We start from the raw sequence: 16,593 nt of genomic DNA on the forward strand, positions 1-16,593 counted from the left end.
ACCAATATAAAAAAGGCTGCCCAAGGTTTACCCTTTTTGGACAGCCTTTATTCTTAAACGATTCGTCTCCTGATGGCTGACGAAACAAAATCGATGATGGTAACCACAATGATAATGACAAGCAGTATCAGACCCATTTGTTCCCAGTTTCTGTTCATCTGGGCAAATTGAATCAACGTACCGATTCCGCCTGCACCTACAATTCCAAGGATCGTAGAAGCACGAACGTCGATTTCAAATCGGTAGATAGCATAGGAAAGAAACTCAGGAATGATTTGCGGAATGATTCCATGAAATAAAATCTGAATTTTATTGGCTCCGCTTGCTTCCATAGCTTCAACGATATTGAAATCGATTGATTCTAACACTTCTGAATACAGCTTGCCCAGCATCCCAGTAGAGCCGATTGCGATGGCAAGGACCCCTGCAAACGGATTCGGCCCTACCGCTACTACAAATAGAATCGCCAGAATCAAGTCAGGGAAAGCCCTGATTGCACTCAGAATCCATTTACCTATTGTTGTAAGAACCTTGCTGTTCGTCATATTGGAAGCAGCAAGGAATCCAAGGGGAATGGCTATGATAGCAGCCATCAAAGAGCCAGCGAAAGCAATGTATAATGTTTCAACCATCGCTGTCCATACTTTCCCTATTGCAGACCAATCGGGATTAAAAAGCTTGGGTATGACTCTAGTGAAATTGCTGGTCATACGCTCAAATGCTCTTCCCCAATCGATGTCGATTCCCATGAAAGTCCAAACATATAGAAGAACAACTGCTATAAAGGCAGCCCATTTTTTAATCAAACTTACAGGCGAACGCTTTTTCTTAGGAGGTAATATCATTTCCATTACACAATCGCCTCCCTAATCTTGGTACTAATGTATTCAATAATAACTACCACTGCAAAGATGACCAGGATGATCAACATTGCATTAGGATAATTATAAAACTTAAGCTGCTGGCTGAGCACCAGACCGATACCTCCAGCCCCTACAAGGCCTAATACTACCGAAGCCCTTATATTAATTTCGAACACATACAAAACGAATGACGTAAATTGAGGAAGAACCTGCGGAACAAGGGCGAAAGCTATACTTTGTAAAGTATTGCTTCCGGATGCCTGCATAGCCTCAATCGGATTCATATCAACAGACTCAATTGTCTCACTGATCAATTTAGCAAGGATGCCCAAGGAGAAAATGATTAGTGCTACAATCCCTGGGAAGATTCCTATTCCGAATAATCCAACAAAAATGACAGCGAGGACCATATCCGGAACCGTCCGCAAGATATTCAAAACACTTCTTACGAATGTATAAAGAACTTTATTCGTCGTAATGTTCTGGGCAGCAAGCAGGCTCAAAGGCACACAAAGGATTGCTGCTACTGTTGTAGCTACAATTGCCATTTGTATGGTTTCTGCCATAGGTTCGACAATATGTTCGAACACAGCAAAATTTGGAGGGAAGAACTTTGCGATAACCCTTCCCATATTAGGGATTCCCTCAATTAAATCAGGTAATGTCGCATTTGTCTTAATTGTACTTAGGATATAAAACCCTAATATGACTGCAAAGATGGCAGTTAAACGTGCTTTTGCCTTTCCCGGAAGAAGAGAAGGCGAAAAAGTTCCTTTTTCCTGAACATTTTTCACTCTTCTACACCTCCGCGCAAATCGTCCTCGCGAATCGCACGACCATAAATTTGCTCAAAGGTTTTTTCCGTTACTTCTGAAACCGGACCGTCAAATACTACTTCCCCGGCCCTCATACCAATGATACGGTCAGCGTATTCCATTGCCATATCAATAAAGTGAAGGTTGACGATAGTCGTGATATTATCCTCTTTATTGATCTTCTTCAAATAAGTCATTACCTGATGAGAAGTAGGAGGATCCAGTGAAGCGACTGGCTCATCAGCCAGGATGTACTTTGGCTTCTGCGTAAGAACACGCGCAATACTTACCCTTTGCTGCTGGCCGCCGCTCAATTCGTCAGCTCGATTATATAGTTTTTCTTCTATATTGACACGCTTAAGACTTTCATAAGCAAGCGCGAGGTCTTCTTTTTTAAATAGATTGAAGATGGAACGAAGTGTCCCTGTATATCCCAATCTGCCTGCCATAACATTCTTCAAAACATTCGAGCGTTTCACTAAGTTATAATTCTGAAAGATCATGCCTACTTTTGTTCTAAGCTTTCGGAGATCTCCGCCCTTGTACTTTAGAATGTTCTGTTTATCTACCAAGAGTTCACCTTCTGTAGGTGTAACCAATCTATTGATGCTTCGAATGAATGTAGATTTTCCTGCCCCGGACAGACCTACAATCACTACAAATTCACCTTCATTGATTTTGACATTAACATTCTTAAGCCCTTTGGTTCCATTTGGATACACTAGTGAAATGTCTTTGAACTCAATCATGATGAGACCCCCTTCAATCCTGAAAAATAGAGTAATATGAGTAATATAGTATAAGTGCTTGTTTTAGACATAAAAAAGGGGGAAGCAACCTCCCCCTAGATTGCAATTCTATTAAGTTGAAGATTCTATATTAGAATGAGATAGAATCTTTGAATTTTTCGTAAGTGTCTTTAACTACTTGATATTCTTCATCACTAGCTTCCGTGATTTCATCCCAGCTGTATACTTCATTCATGATTTCGATCATTTCCGGATCATCGTTAAATGAAAGGAATGCTTCTTTAATTTTTTGTTGGAACTCATCATCCAACTCTTTAGTAACGGAAATTGTATCATTTGGAATATCAGTTGTATGTCCGATAACTTTAAGTTTTTCCTCGATATCAGGATATTCTTCAGTTAAAGTCGTACGAACATCATCAAAAGTAGTGGCAACATCAGCATCACCTTCATAAACAGCGATAGCTGCTGAATCATGTCCGCCTGCTTGAATTCCGTCAGAGAAGAATTCTGTTTGTAACGCTTGAGCACTTTCGATATCAAATTCTTCCATCAATTGTGCAGCAGGGAATAAGAATCCAGAAGTGGATGCAGCATCAGGGTAAGCCCAGATTTTCCCTTCCAAATCTTCAAGAGATTCAATTCCAGAATCAGCTTGAACAACGTATTGTGCTTTGTAAGTTCCGCTGCCATGACGAACTGATTTAAGAATAACTTCTACGTCATATTGCTCATTGGCTAAAACATATCCGAAAGCTGGAATGAATCCAACTTGAACTTCGTTAGAACCCATTGCTTCGATAAGAGCAGTGTAATCAGTCATCGTTTTTCCTTCTACTTCTACTCCCAATTCTTCCCCTAAACGATCAGCTAAAGGTTGAACGGTATCCGCGATGGTTTCAGAGTCCTGAGAAGGCACAAATCCCATAACTATACTATCTGGAGTTTCCTGGCCTGCTGTATCACCTTCACCGCTGTTCCCAGTGCTGCCTTCATTTGAAGCATTGTTACCGCCGTTGTTAGTTCCGCAAGCAACTAGTCCTGCAGCCAACAAAAGTACTAGCAAAAAACTGAAAAGCTTTTTCATTCTCTTTTTCCTCCCTAGAAAACTTTTTCTATCACGTTACAAATTTATTATGACTTACAACTGTAATTTCCGCTATACTATTTTGATTTTTTTTACAATTTCTTTATAATTTTTGTCGAGATATAGGTTTATGCCGATAAAAACTACAGTTTAATGCAATTATTTCGATCTATTTTTACGCAGCCTTCATATTTTCTTTACATTATTAGGGAGAAGGTTAAAACAGAGAATGATTCATTGAAAAGTATAGAGAGATTTCTGATTTCGTTGGCTAGGCTTGCCACAAAGAAGTTATGAAGTTTTTTAAAGATTCTTTGTAAGCAGTGAATCTGCCACCTTCCAGATTGAAGAAATTTCATGCGAGAGAATATTCAAGTAACTCACTTGCCCTCAATATCCAGTGATAGATGCTCTTTATTTATTAGGAGAATAACCGCTGAATTTTTATGCAAATTAAAATGTCCCCACTTTTATCTTTGGGGACATTCCGCACTTTTAATAATATTTAACTCCTGATACTTAGTGATCAGCTTGTCCAGCTCCTGGCTGATCCTAACTGTTCTATAATCGTTCAATCCATAACGGGCACCTATTCTCAACATGGTTTTTTGTTTTATGGAAATTTTATGTAAAATAACTTTTTCAGAGGCTGTTTCACGGGTAGTAATCATTGAGTTTCTCACCTTTCTTCTCTATGAATTTTCACAAATTGAATTCCTATTCATAATTAAATGTACTTTTGAAGTATGCCAACTTCAGGGATAAAAGTAAATAGAATCGCTAAAACAAGACAAAAATCCCCAGTCTTCTTCGTCTGGGGAGCATCGATATGACGATAAACGACAAAATCCTCAATCATTTCTCAGATTGAGGATTCAAACAGTCAGTCAATAGTTGCCCACATTTCCTTGGGATTCACTTCATAGATACCATTCTCTCTATACATATAATGATTTATAATAAATTCCCTTCTAATGGTCGCATAATCTTCGTGGAATTTTTTAATGTACTCATTAATCTCCTTTTCTTCATATTTTACACCAGGCTTTAATCCTTCCATCAGATGCTCAAATACAAATAATTTCTTTTTCCTCTGAGCAGGAATTCCCTTTAATGTTCCATCATTCATAAAAAAGTTATTTAAGACCTTTTGTTTTTCTTTTTGCCTCTTCTCCATTTCTTCTTCATCCCCCTTTTTTTCTTTGGCCATATTCATTAGCACATTTCCATGATGCTTGATGACCTTTTTATTCAAGTGATAATACAGAGAATTTTTGTCCCTGAGAGAATATACGAGGTTGATTTCCCTCAATTTTGTTAAGTGATGTGAAATTGTCGGCGCAGTAAGCCCCAGCTTGCCGGCAATCGCCAAACCATGAAGAGGCCCTTCTTTAAGAAGTGTGATGATCTTAAGCCTTGTTGGATCTCCCATTGTTTTATAGAAAGAAACTTGTTTATCAAGCTGCAACATAATCCCCCTATCTAATTAGATATTTATCTAATTCAATACTCATCTAATTAGATGAAATTGTCAATGATTTTCTTCTTACTTTTAAACCAGTGACAATTACCCTAACAGAGTTTTCATCCAGGAACACCGATCTCTCTCCCGTTAGAACAGAACTAAATTAAACAATGTTTTCGTTTTGGCTGGTGCGGCTGGATGCACGATAAATAAAGGACTTTTTTTAGGGCAGCGGGAAAGAGAATAGTCTGCAAGGCGCAGCTTTAAGATCATAGTGAAGAAATAAAAAAAGCCTCTAAAAGAGACTTAATCATCTGAAGGAGACTGAAAATATACCGATTTTAGTATTGGATTCTTTTTTACAAAGAAAAAATCAATTCCACTTCCATAAATCGGAAGAAGGGTTGATTTTATTCTTAAAACCCACTGAATTTGTTACTCTTTTTATCCCATTGGGCTTAGAGTCTTTTACTGATTTTTGGAACATTCGTCTGCCGGGCCTTGGAAGTTACTTTCTCAACTAGTGGTTGGAAAGATGTCGATTGCAGGATTTAGAATAGGGACCAGCGGTAACGAACAGCCATTTTCAGCACTTTGGCTAGTAATATAGAGGGAAGAATTCCCCTTATTTACTAAAATGTATGTGTAAATAGCTTGAATAGCGGTAGAATTTCCCCTTAATTGACTTAAAACATTAGAAAATAGGTGCTGTTTCTTCGTATAAGGGGAAAAGCTCCCTCTATTTACTCTAACATGAGCTTAGAAAGTGCCATTAACGGGAAAAACTCCCCTTATTTTTACCGCTGGATACTTAATTAAGAAAATGACAAGCCGCTATCACCAGAAATCCCACACCATTGTGAGCCAGCCAGTGGAGTCGTGCATCTCAACGGAAACCAACACCTTTAAATAATACCTGACGAGAAAAAGGCAGAATCGTTCTTTGAAATGAACGATTCTGCCTTTTAGATTTCGTAGGTCTTTTTTTTTTCAGAGCCTACAATATTTATAATATAATCTTTTCAACCTGCAGCAATACTTCTTTTTTGTCCACCTGTTTCCCCGCATAGCCAGTCAGTGTCCGATTCTTTCCAATCACCCTGTGGCATGGGATAATGATTGGCAGTTTATTAGCCTTGTTGGCCTGTCCTATAGCCCTTACAGCTTTTGGATTATCAATCTTATCTGCAATATCTTTATAGGTGCAGGTACTTCCGAATGGAATTTCGAGCAGAGCTGCCCAAACCGCTTCCTGAAAAGGCGTCCCGTTCAGTTTAACAGGCAAATCAAATGTCTGCCTGCTTCCGGCAAAATACTGCCTCAATTGTTCTGCTGTCTCTTGGAGAATTTTATTCCCGCTGTTGGATTCCTTATCAGTAACAAATTCTACTTTTGCAAGAAAATCTTCTTCTGATGTAATCCTTAAATTACCGATGGGGCTTGAAACCACCATGCTTTCCGACTTCAACAAACTCATCCTTTCTTGATAGGAAAGTCAATGTGAAAAGTTGTTCCTTTTCCCAATTCACTTTCCACTTCCACTGTACCCTCATGCTCTTCCACAATCTTGAAGGTCACCATCAATCCGAGACCCGTGCCCCTCTCTTTTGTGGTGTAAAATGGTTCTCCGAGTTTCTTGATTTTTTCTTTGGGTATACCAATTCCTTCATCGGAAATGGAAATTCGCACTTTATTTTCGTCTATTTCTGAAATAGCAATGGAAATAGTCCCGCCTTTCGGCATCACCTCGATCGCATTCTTCACGATATTGATAAATACCTGCTTTAACTGGTTGGGTTCTGCAAAAATGCTTGGAATCTCAGTATTATACCGTTCCTTGAATTGAACATTATGCATAACTGCCTGTGCATTGAGAAGTTCCAACGTGTCCCTCATGATCTTCGCAAGGTCTGTTTCCTGATACTGCACAGCCTGAGGCTTGGCCAGAATTAAAAATTCCGTAATGATGGAATCAATTCTTTGAAGTTCTGATTTAATAACATGAAAATACATTTCATGGTCTTTTCCCATACTGCTTTCGAGAAGCTGAATAAAGCCTTTTAATGCCGTCATAGGATTTCTGATTTCGTGTGCGATCCCTGCGGCAAGTTCTCCAACAACAGACAGAGTGTCCGATTTTCTCAGCTGGTCCTGAAGTTCCACTTTTTCTGTTATATCTCTTATAACGGTAAGATTCAAGTTGGAAAGCAAATTATATTTGGAAGAAAGCTCTAAATGTTGAAGTCGTTCCTCATCTATCTTAATCAATTTGATATAATTTGCATGGCCTTCTTCCTTCAACTTTAACTGATAGTCAAGATATTCTTCGTCTTCATTCTCTTTTATCATAAAAATATCTTTAATATCACTTCCGATCAGTCTTTCTTTCCCTATAGAAAGAATTTCCAAGGCTACCGGGTTGGCATCGACCACTTGGCCCGAATGGTTGGTAAGCACCATTCCATCCAGAGTCCCTTCAAAAATTTTCCTGAATCTTTCCTCACTTTCTCTGAGACTCTTCTCCATCTGATGCCTTTCACTAACATTCCGGAATATGGTCATATTATATCCATCCACCGAATGAAGTTTTGAAGTGAATTCCAGGTGCTTCAATTGGTTGTTGGGCATTAAGAACAAAATCTCATCACGGACAGCTCCTTTTGCTTTCAGTTCATGGGTGACTGATTCAAACTTGTCCATTTCCAGGGGGTAGACAAAATCCTCGATTTTCTTCGTCAAAATTTCAGAGAGTGTACATTCAAAAATCTTCAAAGCCGAACGGTTGGCACGGAGTACCCTGCCATCATGATCCCAAAGAACGATGGCATCAATTGCTTCTTCAAACAGATCTTTAAACAATTCCTCACTGCGTTTCAGCTGAATTTCCATCTGTCTCTTCTCTGTAATATCCCGCAGAATTGCCATATGAAGCTCGTGATTCACATAAGGAGTCGTTGTAAACTCTACAACAGATACACCTTCGGAATGTATTATTGGCATCTCGCCCCGTGCCTGCCTCCCTGAGTCTAGAAGTTCCTTTATTTTTACAACTTTAAAGTGAAAGTTTTCTGGAATAAAAGAGGCAACCCTTCTATTCAGGACATCTCTTTTTTGGAGTTTCACCTGCTTGCAGAATGCCTGATTGACTTCTTTTATGTTTCCCTCCTTATCAAAAAGGATGATTCCTTCTGCTGCCTGCTGGAAGATATTATTTAACATGTGCAGATTCATATGATCATTTCTTTGCTTCTCTCGTTCACTGGTTATATCTCTGAGAAAAAAGAAGGCAAAATCACTCTGTTTGATTTTGGTTATTTTCAACTCGATATGTTTAATGATCCCTTCTTCTGTCGTCATCAAGGTTTCATCTTCTATCTCCCCTCCTTCCCTCACAGCATTTTCATAATGTGAAAGGATAGGAGACGGAACCGCTTGAAAAAATCTGATGAACGATTGATGAAGAAGACCGCTTCGGTCCATTTCAAATAAATCCAGTGCTGATGAGTTAGCTTCTATAATAATTAAATCACTGTTCACTATCAGTATCGGGTTGGGGGATGCAGCCAGTATTCCCCTGAAGTTTATTGTATCCAGCGGACTTATTTCTTCATCAGATTTGAATGTTTGTTTGTTGGTCATTGCTCTTTCCTCCTATTTACCATACATCTTTACCTTCAATAATAGTATCTTTCTTCTGTGTCAGTTAGTTTACAAGGGAATTTCAGAATATATCGATTGCATTATTAATAGTTTAAGAAAGGATTGAAAGGGTATTTTCTAGTTATATTTTTGGTATCGTTATGAAGGAGTTTTCTCTTACCAAGCGCACTTTGCTTGATATCCAGAGTGGAATAACTAAAAACATCTATTAAATCATTCTTCAAATAATGGCAGTTTTCGCATATATTGCTGCTTTCGGATATCCCCGTATACTTAGAGTTTTATCTTATTGAGTACTTTTTCTTTTCGATAGTACAGTGTTTTTCTTTCTGGATACAGATATCTCTTTGGAATGAGTATCAAATAGCAGCAAATATGAAAAGAGCCTAAATACTTCAAAGTTGGTGAACAGCATGCAGACAACCAGAAATTATTACTTTGATAATGCCAAAGTCATCCTGATTTTCCTGGTCGTATTCGGCCATTTTATCCGTTCTTTCATTGAGAACGATCCCTATGTTTTGGCATTATATAAAACGTTATATACCTTCCACATGCCAGCCTTTATAATTGTTTCGGGCTTCTTTGCCAAAGGATTTTATAAAAAGGGCTATATACCGAAGCTGTTTAAAAAACTGATACTGCCTTATCTGCTTTTTCAGGTAATCTATTCTATTTATTATTACTTCCTATACAATAGGAACAGCCTGACTATTGATATCTATGACCCTCAATGGTCCCTGTGGTTTCTTCTGAGCTTATTCTGCTGGAACATCCTCCTGTATCTCTTTGTCCGGAAGTTAAACTTAACCAGAAACAATGCTTTATTTATAGCTTTCGCCGTCGGGATTGCCATAGGATTTATTGATAACATCTCAAATTACCTCAGCCTTTCAAGGACTTTTGTACTCTTTCCGATGTTTCTCGTCGGCTACTATTTGAAGAAAGAGCACTTTACAATGCTCAGGTCGAATAAAGTCCGAATTGCTTCGGCAATCATACCGGCAGCGGTATTCATTTTCATGTTCGCAGTCCCGGAGTTTTCAGATAAGTGGCTGCTGGGCTCAAAATCATACGAGCAGCTTGGCGGAAAAGATATTTTCAGTCCATTGTCAAGATCAGGTGTCTATCTCCTAAATATCATCATGGCTTTCAGTTTTTTCTCATTTGTTCCGAAGAGCAGGCACTTTTTTACTAAATGGGGCGCAAGCACGCTTTATGTTTATCTGATACACGGCTTTTTCGTTAAGTTTTTCAGAGAGAGCCCTTATACGGACCTGTTGCCTCCGATCCAGTCGATTTTCCTGCTTACAGCCGCATCATTTATACTGACCATCCTTTTATCAAGCAGGCCTTTAACCTCTTTAACCCAGCCGCTGATAGAATTGGAAACCAGTAAACTCTCCCGGCTGCTGAATGACCTTAAGAACAATAAAAAGAAATATACTGAGGACATGAAATATTAATTGTCCTTTCAGCAGCATCAAACTAAGACCGGCCTATGCCGGTCTTTATTTTTATACATATTCTCATTCTCCCTCCCAAATTCCTTCATATATTTTGGAAATAGGACAAAATACTGAATAACATTGAGTTTGGGTTCATGCTTGGGTACAATGTTAAAGTAGCTTTTGGCGACAGGCTGCGCCCGCCGCCTCTATGATTTGCAATTAATGATAAAAAATTGATGAAATAGTTGATCTATAAAGGAGTTTATAAATGAAGAAAGCTGTATTAAGTACGTTAAATGCCAAGTTCATCCACACGAATCTTGCCATCAGAAACCTCAAGGCATTTGCTGAGCCCGAACACCATGTGGAAATCACAGAATACACCATTAAAGATCCTCTCATGAACATCGTGTCTGACCTTTATACAAGAAATGCAGATGTAATTGGATTCAGCTGTTACATATGGAATATTGAAGAGACGATAGCTGTGGTTAAAATGCTGAAAAAAATAGCACCTGAAACGGTCATTATTTTCGGCGGTCCCGAGGTATCTTATGATGTGCCTTACTGGATTGAACGGCTGCCAGAAGTTGATTTCTTTGTAATCGGAGAAGGTGAAGAAACGTTCAAAACGTTACTGCATCAGATTTATGGAGAAAAAAATTGGACTGAAGTCAATGGGATCGGCTATTTATTAGATGGCAAAGTGAAAATTAATCCGCAGCGAAATAAGCTGGATTTAAGAGAACTGCCATCCCCGTTCAGGTTCGAGGAAGATTTGAAAGACCTTTCGAAGCGTGTCACATATATTGAAACGAGCAGAGGCTGTCCCTTCCGCTGTCAATTCTGCCTTTCCTCCATTGAAGTAGGCGTCCGCTACTTTGATAGAGAAAAAGTCAAAGAGGACATCAGGTTCTTGATGGAACATGGCGCGAAGACTATTAAATTTGTTGACAGAACGTTCAATATCAGCAGAAGTTACGCGATGGAAATGTTCCGTTTTCTGATTGACGAACATCTTCCTGGAACTGTATTTCAATTTGAAATTACAGCAGATATCATGCGTCCAGAAGTCATTGATTTCCTAAATAAAGAGGCACCAGCTGGTTTGTTCCGATTTGAAATTGGCGTCCAATCAACTAATGATGAGACAAATGACCTCGTTATGAGAAAGCAGAATTTCAGCAAGCTGACCAGAACGGTGACCATGGTAAAAGAAGGGGAGAAAATCGATCAGCATCTTGATCTGATTGCGGGGCTTCCTGAGGAAGATTACCAGTCCTTCCGCAAAACCTTCAATGATGTGTTTGCTATGAGGCCGGAAGAACTTCAGCTTGGTTTTCTTAAGATGCTCCGCGGGACAGGCTTAAGGATCAACGCTGATAAGCATGACTATATTTATATGGACAATGCTCCATATGAAATACTTGGCAATAATGTTCTCAGCTTCGATGATATTGTGAGGATCAAACAAGTGGAAGATGTTTTAGAAAAGTACTGGAATGACCATCGTATGGATCAAACAATCGAATATCTTGTCACTCATGTGTTCGAGACTCCTTTTGATTTATTCCAGAGCTTTGGTTCGTATTGGGAGGAGCAGGGTTGGTCCAGAATCGGGCACCAGCTTGAGGACTTGTTTAAGAGGCTGCAGGAATTCCTTTCGGTGAATAATCCAGAGTCACTTCCGACTCTCGAAGCGATCATGAAATACGATTATTTAAAAAATCAGCGTTATAAACCAAGAAAGGCATGGTGGCAGTCACAGCTGGATAAACGCAGCCGCTCTGAGATTTATCAGTTGATCCTGAGGGATCCATCTGCATTCGGAAGCGAATTCGTTACATTGGACCTTAATGAGAAAGATTTGCATAAGCATACCCTTCTTGAAAAGCTTCCTGTTACACCTGCAGTTTCCGGGTTTAAGCCTGAGCCTTGCTACCTTCTGGCTTACTATAATCCAGCCACAGGAGCGGCACAACTTTTTACTGCCCATGAATCTTCACTGCTTCAAGAACAAAAATAATATATCATTTAATGCCCCGCACTCTTCTTTCGGTTGATTGCGGGGCTTTTGTATAACAAAACGTATATTCTTTACCACTTTAAAGTACTGAAAGGGACAGTCCCTCTTAGTGCTTTAGCGCACGAAAGTTAAACCAGCTATTTCAGTTTAGAATCTTCACATGCCTTTCTACCAGCTCAGGAGTACCTGCTTACCTAGCACTTCTTCTTGTTTTCCTGTTTCTTATTTGCCTCTGGAATTTCAAAATGTTTGGCTGCATTGAAATCGCCGAACTCCATTCCGAATTCCTCTTGAAAACTTTGCTTTTCAGATGATTTCGGTTTACTGTTATCTTTCATCATTCATCCTGCCTTCTCTTCCATGCTTTGAATTTCTGTTTTTCGCTTTTGCTGGATTCTCTTCCTGTGCAAACTCAGCGCTGAAGTCCTTCTGTTCTGCCAGGTTCTTTCTCGGTGTTTTATTGTTTTTCTCTGCAGCATCGTATTCAGCTTTTCTCTTAGCCATTATGGTCAGCTCCTTTATTTGTGAACTAGTGTTTAGTTTTTCCGTTCGGCCTTTTTTCATGCAAACTGAAACCGCCCACCCTTATAAGATAGACATGCGAAAAATTACCACTCATTTTCTTTGAACTTTTAGAAAAGATAATGATAGAAACAAAATAAATTAGTGAGGAGGGAATCCATAATGGCTAGAAATTCAAATAAATTATTAGTTCCTGGTGTAGAACAATTCATGGATCAAGTAAAGTATGAAATCGCTGAAGAATTTGGGGTAACACTTGGTTCTGATACAGTTTCCCGTGCAAATGGTTCTGTAGGCGGCGAAATTACTAAACGTCTTGTAAAACAAGCTCAAACACAGCTTAAAGGTCAATAATTCAATATAGATGTGGATAGAAAAACAAGGCTGCGCTGGCAGCCTTGTTTAGTTTCGATTTCCTTTTTCCTTATCATTTTTAGAGGGACCGTGATGTTCATTTCCATCATTATTCCGCTCATTTCGATTCTCTTTTCCCTTGCCTCTCTGCTCTTCTTTCTGTTTTGGGTGGCTGCTGGAACTTCCATTGCTTTTCTGCTGTTCTTTTTGATTATGTGAACTGCCATTGCCTCTTTTCTCTTCGTTATGAGAAGGAGGGGAAGCTTTGCTTTCAGAAGCATTAGGGTTACGTCCTTTGCCACTGCCATTATTTTTATTACTATCCTCTTTCTTCTTTTCAGAAGCTCCGTTATTGGATTTAGTACCCTTCGCCGCAGGATTTGCTCCGCTTTTCCCCTTCTCTGCTTGTTTTTCTTTAGCATGAGGGGGTTTTTTATCTTCTTTTGATGGTATTTCTTTCGGCAGCTCTTTACGGTCTTCCACTTTTGAATTTTCTGTCTTAGAAGGAGTAGCGGGAGCTTTTTCTTTTACTTCTTTAGGCACTTTTTTCATTTGTGCTTCTTCTTTTTTCTTTATTAACTGCCCGGCCGTCATACCCGCTGCTGCTGCTTCTTCTCTCACTTCAAAATTGGAGTCGATTAGAGAAATCGCGACAGTGTCTTCTTTTAATTTTTCTGTAGAAAAGCGCTTGATTGCTTCTTCAATGGAACTCTTATCCCTTGTCTTTGCTTCTTTAGTAAATACTGTCGTTACAGTTACCTTTTTATCGTCATCCATATACCCTTCCTGAGAGCTGAGATCAATGATTTCGTCTGTAACAGCGACGATTGACTTTCCTTCGGGATCAGTCATTTGCTGCAGCATTTTCCGGGCTTCTTCATTAAATGCTTTGACATCCACCACCTCTTTGTCTTGATCTATGCTCAATTCAAAACTGGGGTTGATATCAACCGAGACATAGGCATAGACATCCGGCTCTTTTAAAATTGGTAGAAAAATGAATAATAGCATCAATAAAGCTGCCGCACCAGAGATAACGGGTTGCATTCGAATCTCTTTCAATTTTTTAAAAATTCCGGGGCTGCTTCCCTCACAGGTTTGAGGAAAAAAGGTCAATTCCTCACCGAGCTCATACTGTACAGATGGCTGCTTCTTGGTTTTGATAAACTCGCCTTCAGGCGTCATCATGACTATGGTATTAGGTTTAACCTCCATAACAATCCCTTTTTTCATTGATTCATCCGCCCTTTTAAGTAGTCCTTTAAAAAATAGAAGTCCTCCTTGATGATTATGGAAATAGCAATAATATATTTTCTGTTTCTCTCAATCGTTTTTCTGCTGAAGCCGACCTGTTTCTCCAGCTGTTTTATCGGCAGCCTCTTCTTTTCTTGCAGATATTGGATGAATGCGGGTGTGGACACCACTGTATTAGCTATTGATATGGCATTGATTCTAGCGTCTTCATGTTTTGGAGAATGGCTGACAAGATCATCAAAGCTGAGGGAATACTCTTTTAACTTTTTTGTAAAAGTTGCAATCTCATCTTTTCTATCCCAAGCTTCTTTTCCCCTGGTATACTCCTCAAGGGACAACGCGTCAGTAATTGTGTTCCGGGTTTCTCCTTCATCACTTTCGACGTTTGCATCCACACTGATGTTTTGATGCCTGCCATTGGCTCTGATATAGTCAATGACTTTTCTTTTTATAATTACTTCTGCAAAGCTTAGAAACGATGTTCCGCGCTCGCTGTTATATTTGTAAATAGCATCATGAAAGGCTATAAGACCAATGCTGAACTCGTCATCACTTTCATATATGTATCTTTTACACACAGAAGACACCGTTTTCTTTATAAATGGTTTGTAATCTCGCAGCACCTGATTCAATAATTCTTCGTTCCCATTTTGAATTTGTGCTGCGGAAGCTTCCAATGTCTCTTTTTTATTTCTTTTTGCCGAAAAGATCAATAATACATTCAGCATTAGCCTCACCCCGCTCCGGCCTTTATTATATCATGTCAAAAGCAAAGCTGAAGGCAATTGGTTATGGAAAAAGCTGCCTGCCGCCACAGATTACCAGCAGGGGCAGGCAGTCTTCCTGGACTAATGTCTGCGCAGTAAATTCTGGATAGTGATGCGATAACCTTTATTGATTGCCGTTGCCTTTGTTCTCTTTGTTTCCATGGCCCTTGCCTTTATTTTCTTTATCTTCCTTCTTGCCTGCCTCTTTTGCCTCTTTTGCCTCTTTTGCCGCTTTACGCTCAGCTTTTTGTTTCTCCCGTTCTGCTCTCACTTTTTCTTTCTGTGCTCCATGGTTTGCCTTGATTTTTTCTTTTTCTGCTTCACGTTCTGCTTTGAGCCTTACTCTCTCCATTTCACGCTCTGCTTTATTTTTCTCTTTATCAGCTTTCTGCTGTGCTTTTTCTTGTTTTTGATGGGCTTTTTTCTGCTCTTTTTCTGCCTTTTTCACAGAAGGAACTGGTATTGAAGCTTGTGTTTCTTCTGTTGAATCTACTGCTGCTGTATCTTCTTCTTCAACTGCTGGTTCTTCGCTTGCCTCTTCTGTAACCTCTGTTTCAACAGTCTCTGGCTCTGTTACTGCTTCAGGTTCTTCTTCAAGGCCCAATTCTTCATCTTCCTTTATTTCTGCTGACTCTGCGATTTTTTCTGCCAGCTTCGCATAGCTTTTTCCTATATTTTTCTTAAGTGCCGCTTTCGCTGTAGGATTTTTCACTTTTTCCATCGCTGCTTTGAGGGCAATGATGTTTCGAGCCATGATTTCTTCCAGCTCAACAAGAGTGTCATCTGATTCAGCTTCTTCACCTTGTCCAGCATTCTCAGTTACTTCATCCTTTTGTCTGTCCTCTTCGGCCTCTAGTTCAGCAGGCTCGTCTACATCCTTATCAGCATCTTCCATTCCTTGAAGTGCTTTTTCAATCATTTCTATCGCCTTCTCTTCTTCACCCTCTTCTAATAATGCCAGGGCTTCTGACAGGCGCTCCGCAGCAAATCCAGCTAATAGTTTAGCTTCTTTTACATCATCCGCTGTAAAAGCAAGCTGTATTTTTTCTAAAACAACCTTAGTAAAATAAAAGAAATCTCCCGGCAGTAGCGACGGGGACTCTTTTACATCATCCAAAGACTTCCGTTTTTCTTGGACTGAACCCATAACAGCTTCATCATTCATAATGGTATCGGGTTGTTCCTTAGAAACGTCTTGAAAATCAACTGTTTCGAAAGTTTCAGTATCATTTTCGTTTGCATTCGCGTATGTACTGGAAAATGATAGGGTTCCTGCTGTGAGAATAGCTAATGACGTTCTTCTTACTTTAGATTGTTTTGACAATGTGTTCACCTCATAGATTGTTTTCGAGCGATCGCTTCATTACAAGGTTACGGAAACAGAAGGTAACTTGTGGGGGTGTTTTTCTGCATTACTTTGTTTTGGGCAGTTAGTCTGATGGCCGTTTACACTTCCGCAGCTATTTATTACTCTTAGGATTTTCTTGCTTGAAGCATTTAGAGTAATCTCAAAAATAGCCTGTAGTGATTATTAAAATTAGTACAACCAGGGTTACGCAAAAACAGCAGCTGTTTTTTTT

Annotated in this window: 16 protein-coding genes; 3 read left to right on the forward strand and 13 right to left on the reverse strand. The window is 39.4% G+C overall.

Annotated features, from left to right (window positions below; translation table 11 throughout):
- Positions 1-53 precede the first annotated feature (53 nt).
- The 8 genes from phnE (FZC79_RS02675) to FZC79_RS02710 form a co-directional block, all read right to left on the reverse strand.
- Complete coding sequence (gene phnE, locus FZC79_RS02675) at positions 54-851, reverse strand: phosphonate ABC transporter, permease protein PhnE (RefSeq protein WP_148945322.1); 798 nt, start codon at positions 849-851, stop codon at positions 54-56.
- A complete protein-coding gene (gene phnE, locus FZC79_RS02680) occupies positions 851-1,657 on the reverse strand; it encodes a phosphonate ABC transporter, permease protein PhnE (RefSeq protein ID WP_148945323.1) in 807 nt (268 codons plus the stop codon). The genes phnE (FZC79_RS02675) and phnE (FZC79_RS02680) overlap by 1 nt, the downstream gene beginning before the upstream one ends.
- Positions 1,654-2,427: a phosphonate ABC transporter ATP-binding protein gene (gene phnC, locus FZC79_RS02685; protein WP_148945324.1), complete on the reverse strand. Its 774-nt coding sequence runs from the start codon at positions 2,425-2,427 to the stop codon at positions 1,654-1,656. Before phnC ends, phnE (FZC79_RS02680) begins: the two co-directional genes overlap by 4 nt.
- 130 nt (positions 2,428-2,557) lie before the next feature.
- Positions 2,558-3,514 carry a phosphate/phosphite/phosphonate ABC transporter substrate-binding protein gene (locus FZC79_RS02690; protein ID WP_148945325.1) on the reverse strand — a complete coding sequence of 319 codons (957 nt, stop codon included), beginning with the start codon at positions 3,512-3,514 and terminating at the stop codon, positions 2,558-2,560.
- A gap of 470 nt (positions 3,515-3,984) precedes the next feature.
- Positions 3,985-4,185 carry an aspartyl-phosphate phosphatase Spo0E family protein gene (locus FZC79_RS02695; RefSeq protein WP_148945326.1) on the reverse strand — a complete coding sequence of 67 codons (201 nt, stop codon included), beginning with the start codon at positions 4,183-4,185 and terminating at the stop codon, positions 3,985-3,987.
- 212 nt (positions 4,186-4,397) lie between these two features.
- A complete protein-coding gene (locus tag FZC79_RS02700; protein WP_148945327.1) occupies positions 4,398-4,982 on the reverse strand; it encodes a metalloregulator ArsR/SmtB family transcription factor in 585 nt (194 codons plus the stop codon).
- A 1,003-nt stretch (positions 4,983-5,985) separates the two neighbouring features.
- Positions 5,986-6,447, reverse strand: a complete 462-nt coding sequence (locus FZC79_RS02705; RefSeq protein ID WP_435873885.1) for a methylated-DNA--[protein]-cysteine S-methyltransferase — start codon at positions 6,445-6,447, stop codon at positions 5,986-5,988.
- Positions 6,448-6,452: 5 nt separating this feature from the next.
- The gene (locus FZC79_RS02710) at positions 6,453-8,618 is read right to left on the reverse strand and encodes a PAS domain-containing sensor histidine kinase (protein ID WP_148945329.1); all 2,166 of its coding nucleotides are present in this window, start codon (positions 8,616-8,618) and stop codon (positions 6,453-6,455) included.
- A 434-nt stretch (positions 8,619-9,052) separates the two neighbouring features.
- Here FZC79_RS02710 and FZC79_RS02715 point away from each other — a divergent pair, with 434 nt between their 5' ends.
- Positions 9,053-10,105, forward strand: coding sequence for an acyltransferase family protein (locus FZC79_RS02715; RefSeq protein WP_148945466.1), 1,053 nt, complete (start codon positions 9,053-9,055; stop codon positions 10,103-10,105).
- Positions 10,106-10,358: 253 nt separating this feature from the next.
- A complete protein-coding gene (locus tag FZC79_RS02720) occupies positions 10,359-12,116 on the forward strand; it encodes a B12-binding domain-containing radical SAM protein (RefSeq protein ID WP_148945330.1) in 1,758 nt (585 codons plus the stop codon).
- Between the two features lie 194 nt (positions 12,117-12,310).
- Here FZC79_RS02720 and FZC79_RS22930 read toward each other — a convergent pair whose 3' ends face one another.
- Together FZC79_RS22930 and FZC79_RS22935 are read right to left on the reverse strand one after the other, a co-directional pair.
- Entirely contained in the window at positions 12,311-12,457 is a 147-nt protein-coding gene (locus tag FZC79_RS22930) for a hypothetical protein (RefSeq protein ID WP_187442627.1), read from the reverse strand.
- Positions 12,444-12,620: a hypothetical protein gene (locus tag FZC79_RS22935; protein WP_187442614.1), complete on the reverse strand. Its 177-nt coding sequence runs from the start codon at positions 12,618-12,620 to the stop codon at positions 12,444-12,446. The genes FZC79_RS22930 and FZC79_RS22935 overlap by 14 nt, the downstream gene beginning before the upstream one ends.
- A 180-nt stretch (positions 12,621-12,800) precedes the next feature.
- On the opposite strand from FZC79_RS22935, the gene FZC79_RS02725 reads away from it, so the two are divergent.
- Positions 12,801-12,992, forward strand: coding sequence for an alpha/beta-type small acid-soluble spore protein (locus FZC79_RS02725; RefSeq protein WP_148940557.1), 192 nt, complete (start codon positions 12,801-12,803; stop codon positions 12,990-12,992).
- A gap of 48 nt (positions 12,993-13,040) precedes the next feature.
- Here FZC79_RS02725 and FZC79_RS02730 read toward each other — a convergent pair whose 3' ends face one another.
- From FZC79_RS02730 to FZC79_RS02740, 3 genes are all read right to left on the reverse strand, one after another.
- Positions 13,041-14,225, reverse strand: coding sequence for an anti-sigma-I factor RsgI family protein (locus FZC79_RS02730; RefSeq protein ID WP_148945331.1), 1,185 nt, complete (start codon positions 14,223-14,225; stop codon positions 13,041-13,043).
- Positions 14,222-14,974, reverse strand: a complete 753-nt coding sequence (sigI, locus tag FZC79_RS02735) for an RNA polymerase sigma factor SigI (RefSeq protein WP_148945332.1) — start codon at positions 14,972-14,974, stop codon at positions 14,222-14,224. The genes FZC79_RS02730 and sigI overlap by 4 nt, the downstream gene beginning before the upstream one ends.
- A 163-nt stretch (positions 14,975-15,137) precedes the next feature.
- Positions 15,138-16,337 carry a DUF5667 domain-containing protein gene (locus tag FZC79_RS02740; RefSeq protein WP_148945333.1) on the reverse strand — a complete coding sequence of 400 codons (1,200 nt, stop codon included), beginning with the start codon at positions 16,335-16,337 and terminating at the stop codon, positions 15,138-15,140.
- Between the last annotated feature and the right edge of the window lie 256 nt (positions 16,338-16,593).

This window comes from Rossellomorea vietnamensis (genome assembly GCF_008180615.1).
GTDB lineage: Bacteria > Bacillota > Bacilli > Bacillales > Bacillaceae_B > Rossellomorea > Rossellomorea vietnamensis_D.

Bases quoted from the DNA above. Each gene is read 5' to 3' on its own strand.
- FZC79_RS22935 (WP_187442614.1), bottom strand. From the start codon at position 12,620: ATGGCTAAGAGAAAAGCTGAATACGATGCTGCAGAGAAAAACAATAAA.
- FZC79_RS22930 (WP_187442627.1), bottom strand. From the start codon at position 12,457: ATGATGAAAGATAACAGTAAACCGAAATCATCTGAAAAGCAAAGTTTT.
- FZC79_RS02720 (WP_148945330.1), top strand. From the start codon at position 10,359: ATGAAGAAAGCTGTATTAAGTACGTTAAATGCCAAGTTCATCCACACG.
- FZC79_RS02710 (WP_148945329.1), bottom strand. From the start codon at position 8,618: ATGACCAACAAACAAACATTCAAATCTGATGAAGAAATAAGTCCGCTG.
- FZC79_RS02715 (WP_148945466.1), top strand. From the start codon at position 9,053: ATGCAGACAACCAGAAATTATTACTTTGATAATGCCAAAGTCATCCTG.
- phnE (WP_148945322.1), bottom strand. From the start codon at position 851: ATGGAAATGATATTACCTCCTAAGAAAAAGCGTTCGCCTGTAAGTTTG.
- phnC (WP_148945324.1), bottom strand. From the start codon at position 2,427: ATGATTGAGTTCAAAGACATTTCACTAGTGTATCCAAATGGAACCAAA.
- sigI (WP_148945332.1), bottom strand. From the start codon at position 14,974: ATGCTGAATGTATTATTGATCTTTTCGGCAAAAAGAAATAAAAAAGAG.
- FZC79_RS02730 (WP_148945331.1), bottom strand. From the start codon at position 14,225: ATGAAAAAAGGGATTGTTATGGAGGTTAAACCTAATACCATAGTCATG.
- FZC79_RS02695 (WP_148945326.1), bottom strand. From the start codon at position 4,185: ATGATTACTACCCGTGAAACAGCCTCTGAAAAAGTTATTTTACATAAA.
- FZC79_RS02725 (WP_148940557.1), top strand. From the start codon at position 12,801: ATGGCTAGAAATTCAAATAAATTATTAGTTCCTGGTGTAGAACAATTC.
- FZC79_RS02690 (WP_148945325.1), bottom strand. From the start codon at position 3,514: ATGAAAAAGCTTTTCAGTTTTTTGCTAGTACTTTTGTTGGCTGCAGGA.